This window comes from Saccharopolyspora sp. NPDC050389 (assembly GCF_040655595.1).
Taxonomy (GTDB): Bacteria; Actinomycetota; Actinomycetes; order Mycobacteriales; family Pseudonocardiaceae; genus Saccharopolyspora.
Map to the genome: position 1 here is coordinate 1 of NZ_JBFAKG010000185.1, position 7,397 is coordinate 7,397.

5 protein-coding genes are annotated in these 7,397 nt (G+C 70.5%); 1 reads left to right on the top strand and 4 read right to left on the bottom strand.

The genetic code is table 11. The features are described 5' to 3' along the window. Positions 1-338: 338 nt before the first annotated feature. From AB0I53_RS48805 to AB0I53_RS48820, 4 genes are all read right to left on the bottom strand, one after another. On the bottom strand, positions 339-1,517 hold the full coding sequence (locus AB0I53_RS48805) for an ROK family protein (protein WP_358617871.1): 1,179 nt from the start codon (positions 1,515-1,517) through the stop codon (positions 339-341). A 90-nt stretch (positions 1,518-1,607) separates the two neighbouring features. Next, a complete protein-coding gene (locus tag AB0I53_RS48810) occupies positions 1,608-3,038 on the bottom strand; it encodes an ABC transporter permease (protein ID WP_358617874.1) in 1,431 nt (476 codons plus the stop codon). Between the two features lie 18 nt (positions 3,039-3,056). Continuing rightward, complete coding sequence (locus AB0I53_RS48815; protein ID WP_358617877.1) at positions 3,057-3,824, bottom strand: ATP-binding cassette domain-containing protein; 768 nt, start codon at positions 3,822-3,824, stop codon at positions 3,057-3,059. Between the two features lie 234 nt (positions 3,825-4,058). Further along, positions 4,059-5,174, bottom strand: a complete 1,116-nt coding sequence (locus AB0I53_RS48820; RefSeq protein ID WP_358617880.1) for a substrate-binding domain-containing protein — start codon at positions 5,172-5,174, stop codon at positions 4,059-4,061. Between the two features lie 279 nt (positions 5,175-5,453). Here AB0I53_RS48820 and AB0I53_RS48825 point away from each other — a divergent pair, with 279 nt between their 5' ends. Beyond that, entirely contained in the window at positions 5,454-7,289 is a 1,836-nt protein-coding gene (locus tag AB0I53_RS48825; RefSeq protein ID WP_358617883.1) for a glycoside hydrolase family 3 protein, read from the top strand. Positions 7,290-7,397 lie beyond the last annotated feature (108 nt).

Consider the following 7,397-nt stretch of genomic DNA (forward strand, 5'->3'; position numbering starts at 1 on the left):
CGCCGCGCCAGATAACCAATACCCAGCACAAAAACGAAATACAACGCCAACAACGCAAAATCCACCGCGTTGGCATCCAGCAGCTGACCCTGAGCCAGCACCTGGGTGCCGGCCCATCTCCCAGTGAACAAAGTGGTCCCTCTTTTCGCAGGAGCGTCGGCGTGGCGCGCCGAGAACGCAGGACGCGAAGATGTGCCCGGCCGGGTCGAGGTCGAGGTCGATCCCGGTCAATATGTTGTCCACAGCAACTTATCACCGGGAGGTGGCGTCGCCCCCGGGCGTAACCGCATCGCAATGTGCGTGTTTCCCAACCGGGGCAACGGTTTCGGCCGATCGGCTCAGCGGCTGGCCAGGACCTGCTCGAAGGCCAGCTCGGCGGCGCCGAGCAGCTTGCCGTCCGCGCCCAGCGAGGACGTGACCAGCTTGGTGCCGCCCATCGCGCGGCTGACCAGGCTGCGCTCGGTGACCAGCTTGCCGACGTGGTCGATCAGCGTGCGGGGCAGCGCGGTGAACAGGTCGCCGAGCACCACCAGCTGCGGGCACAGCAGGTTGACCACATTGCACAGTCCGATCGCCAGCCACTCGCCGAACTCCCCGAGCCGCTGCAACACCTCGTCCGGCTGCTGCGCCAGGGCGTGCAGCTCGGCGACGACGACGCCGCGCGGCGAGTCCTCCGGCAGGTCCAGCGCCCGGCTCAGGGCCCGCTCCCCCACCTCGGTCTCCCAGCATCCCCTGCTGCCGCAATAGCATTCGTGCCCGTCCGGCCGCACCACCATGTGGCCGAGCTCCCCGACGTAGCCGCCGCTGCCGCGCAGCGGCATGCCACCGGAGATCACCCCGCCGCCGACGCCGACATCGGCCCCGACGAAGACGGCGTCGGTCGCGCCGCGCGCCGCCCCGCGCAGGTGTTCGGCGAGCGCGCTGAGCTCCGCGTCGTTGCCGACCTCCACCCGCCGACCGCCCAGCGCCTTGGAAAGCCAGTCGCCGAGCGGCACTTCGGTCCAGTGCAGGTTCGGAGCCTCGCGCACCATCCCGTCCGCGCGGCGCACCACGCCGGGCGCCGAGGCACCGACCGCCACGACGTCGACGCCGGCCTCTTCGATGAGCACCGCGCTGTTGTCGACGATCTTGGTGAAGACCTCGCGCGGATTCCGGGTGGTCGGGCGCAGGCTCCAGCTGCACCGGTTGAGGATCTCGCCGCCGAGCCCGATCAGCGCCATCGCCACCTGCTCGACCCGGATGTCCACCGCCAGCGTGACCGCCGCGTGCGGCTGCGGCAGCACCAGCAGCGAAGGCCGGCCGGCGCCGCTGCGCTGAGCGGGCACCCGCTCCACCACGAGCCCGTCCTTGACCAGTTCGTCGACCAGCGCCTTGATGGTGCTGCGGTTGAGCCCCATCTCGGTGGCCAGCGCGGCTCTGGTGCACGGCCCGCCGATGTGCAGCCGACGCAGCAGTACGGCCCGGTTGTGCTGGCGCACCTCGTCGGGCCGCGCTCCCGCGGTTGGTGTCGTGGTCAACTCGGCCGCTTCCTCCGCCTGCTTCGGGCTTCTCCGCCGGGACAAGCTGTAGCACAGCGGACACTTGCGCTGCGCAACGTGCTCCCCGGCTCAGCTTTCATGCTGCGCCGTCGAACGCCGCCGGGACAACGCGTCCACGCCGGCGGCGGCCACCAGGACCAGGCCGGTGATTATGTTCACCGGCGCGGCGGCGAAGCCGAGCAGGTTCAGGCCGTTCTGGACCGTGGCGAGCACCGCGCCGCCGAGGACCGCGTCCTGCAGCCGGCCCTTCCCGCCGAACAGCGACGTGCCGCCGATGACGGCCGCGCCGACCGCGAACAGCACCAGGTTGCCGTTGCCCGCGCTGCCGTCGACCGAGCCGACCTTCGAGGTGTAGACGATGGCGCCCAGCGCCGCGACCGAGGAGCAGATGATGAACGCGCTCATCCGGATCTTGGCGACGTTCACCCCGGCCCGGTGCGCGGCGTCCCGGTTGTTGCCGACGGCGCGGAGATGCCTGCCGAAGCGGGTGCGGTCCAGCACGTACGTGCCGGCGATCAGCAGCACCAGGATGATCGGCACCACGTAGGGCACGCCGCGGATCGACGCCAGCTCCGGGTGCGGCGAGCGGTTCAGGGTCAGCAGGTACGTCGCGACGCCGCCGCAGCCGAGGACGGCGCCCACCTTTGCCACGACCAGCACCGTCGGCTGCGCGACGAGCCCGTGCCGGAGCCTGGTCAGGTGCCGGTAGCCCACCACGGCGGCGTATCCGGCCCCGGTCACCAGGAACAGCAGCCAGCTGCCCGGCACGCCGAGGCTGCCGTTGGCGACGGCGAACAGCTTCGGGCTCTGGCGGATCGAGATCGTGCCGCCCGGGCCGACCAGCTGGAGCACCACGCCGGACCAGGTGATGAACAGCCCCAGCGTCACGATGAACGACGGGATGCGAACCTTCGAGACCGCGAATCCGGTCACGCACCCGATCGCCGCGCCGACGCACACCGCCAGCAGCATCTCCAGCCACGGGTTCGCGCCCATTCCGGCGACCACGAGCACCAGCGCCAACGCGGAAAGCCCGGCACCGAGCCAGATCCGCAGCAGCAGCGCCAGCAACGTCGCGGCCGCGAGCCCCAGCACGAAGGCGTAGAACACCGAGCCGCCCATCGCGCCGAGCAGGTTCCCGTCCTGCTGGAAGTGCAGTGCGAGCACCGACGCCGCCACGCCGGAGGCCGTTCCGGCGGACAGGTCGATCTCGCCGATCAGCAGCACGTAGACGATGCCCATCGCGAGGATCGCCTGCCCCGCGCCCTGGTGCAGCAGGTTGGCCAGGTTGTTGAGCGTCAGGAAGTCCTCGGACAGGGCGGTGAACAGCACCAGCAGCACGGCCAGCATCACCAGCGCCGGTAACGCGCCGAGATCACCGCGGCGGATCTTGCCGACGTAGTCGCGCAGGGCCTCGCCGGTGGCGCGCGAGGTCGTGTCGATGCCGAAGTCGGCGATGCGCAGCGCCGGTTCGGCCGCGCCGGTCGGGCTGTTCGTCATTGGCGTTCCTCGCAAATCTCAGACCGCGGCGGGTCGGGCGATGCCGAGGTCGCCGGAGCGGCCGGCCGTCATCAGCTCGACGACCTGGCCGTGGGTCAGCTCTCGGACGGGCAGTTCGGCGGCCATGCGCCCCAGGTAGAGGGTGGCGATGCGGTCGGCGACCTCGAACACGTCGGTCATGTTGTGGCTGATCAGCACCACGCCGAGGCCCTGATCGGCCAGGCGGCGGATGAGGTCGAGGACCTGCCGGGTCTGCGCGACGCCGAGCGCGGCGGTGGGTTCGTCGAGGACCACCACCTTGCTGTTCCACAGCACGGCCTTGGCGATGGCGACGGTCTGCCGCTGACCGCCGGAGAGCGAGCCGACCTTCGCGCGCACCGAACCGACGGTGCGCACCGACAGGGAGCGCAAGGTGCGCCTCGCGGCCAGCTCCATGGCGGTGTCGTCGAGCAGCATCGACGGGCCCCGCTCGCGGCCGAGGAACATGTTCTGCACGACGTCGAGGTCGTCGCACAGCGCGAGGTCCTGGTAGACGATCTCGATGCCCAGCGCGGCGGCGTCGCTGGGCCGCTGGATCTGCACGGGGCGGCCCTCGAAGAGCACCTCGCCGCCGTCGAAGCGGTGCATGCCCGCGATGCATTTGACCAATGTGGACTTCCCGGCGCCGTTGTCGCCGATCAGCGCGGTGACCTCGCCGGCGCGCACGGTGAAGTCCACCTCCCGCAGCGCGCGGACCGGGCCGAAGCTCTTGTTGACCCGGCGCAGCGCCAGGATCGGCTCGTGCACTCGCCCTCCCTCTAACGGGTTCTTTCAGGATGCGGCGTCAGCCGCATGCGGTGTGGGACTCAACTTGCACCGCCGCGGGTTCTCAGACGTCGTCTGGCGAGGACAGCCCCGATGCCGCGGGTTGGACATGCACAAGTCGGGGATCCCACAGTCCAGACGGCGTCTGCAATTCCCGCAGGGGGGCCGCCACCCGCACCGCAAAGCAAGCCCATTGAAGAAATCACCTCTAAGACGTCAGGCGATGCCGAGCTGGCGGCACGTGCCCGCCAGCTCGCCGCCGCAGATCTCCTCGGCCCGGACGTGCCCGGGGCCGAGCACCGACTTGATGTTGTCCCGCGTGATCAGCTGCGGCGCCAGCAGTACCGACTTGACCTCGCGGCCACCGGCCGGATCGGGCGTTCGCTGGTGGGCCAGCGCGTCGGCGGCCGCGGTGTCGCCACGGGCGAGCGCCGCGGCAAGCTCCGCCGCCACCGATGCCTCGTCGCGGATCGGCTTGAACACCGTGGACGACTGGTAGCCCTGCAGGATCGCGCGCAGGCCGTCGACGGTCATGTCCTGGCCGGTGACCGGGACCGCACCGGCCAGGCCGTACTTCTGCAGCACGGTGATCACCGCCGAGGCGAGGCCGTCGTTGGCGGCCAGGACGCCGTCCACCCGGCCGCCGTTGGCCGTCAGCAGCTGCTCGAAGACCTGGCCGCCGGCCTGGTTGTCCCAGCCGTCGACGAACCGGCTGCTCGCCAGCCTCAGCTCGCCAGCCGCGTAGCGGGGGCCGAGCTCCGCGGATTGACCGCGGTGCACCAGCGTCGCGTTGTGGTCGGTCGAGGCGCCGCCGATCTCGATCACCTGCCCGCCGGGCTTGTCTCGCATCGCCGTCGCGAGCGCCCGGGCCTGCAGTTCGCCGACCATCTCGTGGTCGAAGCTGACGTAGTAGTCGGCGCTACCGCCGACGTTGAGCCGGTCGTAGTCGATCACCGGCACGCCCAGCTGCTCGGCCTTCTGCTCGACGGTGGCCCCGGCGTCGCCGCTGGGCGCGGCGATGATCAGCACCTGCACCCGTTGGCTGAGCATGCCGTCGGCGATCTGGGCGAACTTCTGCGCGTCGCCCTGCGCGTTCTGCACGATCGGCGTCAGGCCTTCCCGGCGCAGCGCCGCCTGCAGCATCGGCTGGTCGAAGTGCGCCCAGCGCGCGGAAGTCGCGGTGTCCGGCAGGATCACGCCGACCCGCGGGCCGCCGGGGCCCGGCGCGGCCGCGTCGGCATCCGGTTCCGGCAGGCTGTTGTTCCCGCACGCCATCAGCAACAGCCCGATGCTGCAGGCCATCGCGATCAGCGCCGCGGGCGTTCTCCCCATCGAGAAGCCTTCCCCACTCCCGAACGAAATCGTGCAAAACCAAACGTTGCGACAAACAACTTATGACACAACACCAAGAACCGAGAAGTTGACCTGATCGATGCAGTGCCGAGACTTGATCGATGTAGCCCGCCCTCCCGGGGCGGGCTCCGGTGGTATGTTGCCGCCTGCAACATATTCGCCTGCTCGTCTGATGGCCCTTCCTCGCTCAACGGCAGAGTGCACCGGTTTCGCAGTTCCGCCCCGCCCGGATGATTTCCGAACGCAGAGGAGAACGGCATGACCCGTTGGTTAGGCACGACCCGATCGCGGCTCGCGCTGGTGCTCGCCGCGGTGGCCTGCACCGCCGCCGTCACCCCCGCCGTGGCCGCGGCACCGCCCGCCTACCGCGACGCGACGCGTCCGGTCGCCGACCGGGTGGACGACCTGATGGCGCGAATGTCGTTGCAGGACAAGATAGGCCAGATGACGCAGGCCGAACGGCTGGCCGCCGACCCCGGCACCGCGGCGGCCGCCGGCATCGGATCGATCCTCAGCGGCGGCGGATCGGCGCCGACGCCGAACACCGCGGAAGCCTGGGCGGACATGTACGACGCCTACCAGCGCGCGGCCATCGCCACCCCGCTGGGCATTCCGATCATCTACGGCGTCGACGCGGTGCACGGGCACAACAACGTGCACGGCGCGACGATCTTCCCGCACAACATCGGGCTCGGCGCCACCAACGACCCGGAGCTGGTCGAACGCATCGGCCGGGCCACCGCCGAGGAAGTCGCGGGCACCGGCATCGACTGGGACTTCGCGCCGTGCCTGTGCGTGGCGCGCAACGACCGCTGGGGACGCACCTACGAGTCGTTCGGCGAAACCCCGGAGCGGCCCACGGCGATGGCCTCTGCCGTGACCGGCCTGCAGGGGGCCACTCTGGACGGTCCGGCGTCCGTGCTGGCCACCGCGAAGCACTACGTCGGGGACGGCGGCACGACCGGCGGCGACGACCAGGGCAACACCGAGATCGACGAGGCGGAGCTGCGCGCGGTGCACCTGCCGCCGTTCCAGGCCGCGATCGAGCGCGGCGCCGGCTCGGTGATGATCTCCTACAGCAGCTGGAACGGCGTCAAGATGCACACCGGCGACTACCTGATCAACGACGTGCTCAAGGGCGAGCTGGGCTTCACCGGATTCGTCGTGTCGGACTGGCAGGCGATCGACAAGATCGACGGCGAGGAGGGCTTCACCGCCGACGAGGTGCGCGATTCGGTCAACGCCGGGCTGGACATGATCATGGTGCCGCACGAGTACCAGAAGTTCATGGACCTGCTGCGCGCCGAGGTCGAGGCCGACCGGGTGCCGATGTCGCGCATCGACGACGCCAACCGCCGCATCCTGACGAAGAAGTTCGAGCTCGGCCTGTTCGAGCGGCCGTTCACCGACCGCAGCCTCACCGGAACCGTCGGCAGCGCCGAGCACCGCGAACTCGCCCGCGAGGCGGTCCGCGAATCGCAGGTGCTGCTGAAGAACGACGGAAACGTGCTGCCGCTGGCGAAGGACGGCGGCAAGATCTTCGTCGCGGGCAAGAACGCCGACGACATCGGCAACCAGAGCGGCGGCTGGACGATCAGCTGGCAGGGCAGCAGCGGCCCGATCACGCCGGGAACCACGATCCTGCAAGGAATCCAGCAGGCGGTCTCGCCCGGCACCGAGGTGACCTACGACCGCAGCGGCAACGGAATCGACGGCAGCTACCGGGCGGCGATCGCGGTGGTCGGCGAAACCCCCTACGCCGAAGGCGAAGGCGACCGCCCGGAGGGCATGGGCCTGGACGACGAGGACGAGGCGACGCTGGCCCGGCTCCAGGAATCCGGGGTGCCGGTGATCGTGGTGACCGTGTCGGGCCGCCCGCTGGACGTCGCGGCGGACCTGCCGAACTGGGACGCGCTCCTGGCGGCCTGGCTGCCCGGCACCGAGGGTGCGGGCGTGGCCGACGTCCTCTTCGGCGACCACGACCCGACCGGGACCCTGCCGATGACCTGGATGGCCGGCGCGGACCAGCAGCCGATCAACGACGGGGACGGCCAGGAGCCCCTGTTCCCCTACGGCTACGGCCTGACCTACTGACCGATCGTGAGTGCGTAACCGGGCTGGAGCCCGGTTACCGCGGCGGGCCGCCTGAACGACCGCGGACTCTCCCGGCGGACCACCGGCATCGCCCTGGCTCTGCTCGCC

What these genes read in the sequence shown, in the direction of transcription:
- AB0I53_RS48810 (WP_358617874.1), bottom strand. Translation starts at nt 3,038, where the DNA reads ATGACGAACAGCCCGACCGGCGCGGCCGAACCGGCGCTGCGCATCGCC.
- AB0I53_RS48820 (WP_358617880.1), bottom strand. Translation starts at nt 5,174, where the DNA reads ATGGGGAGAACGCCCGCGGCGCTGATCGCGATGGCCTGCAGCATCGGG.
- AB0I53_RS48825 (WP_358617883.1), top strand. Translation starts at nt 5,454, where the DNA reads ATGACCCGTTGGTTAGGCACGACCCGATCGCGGCTCGCGCTGGTGCTC.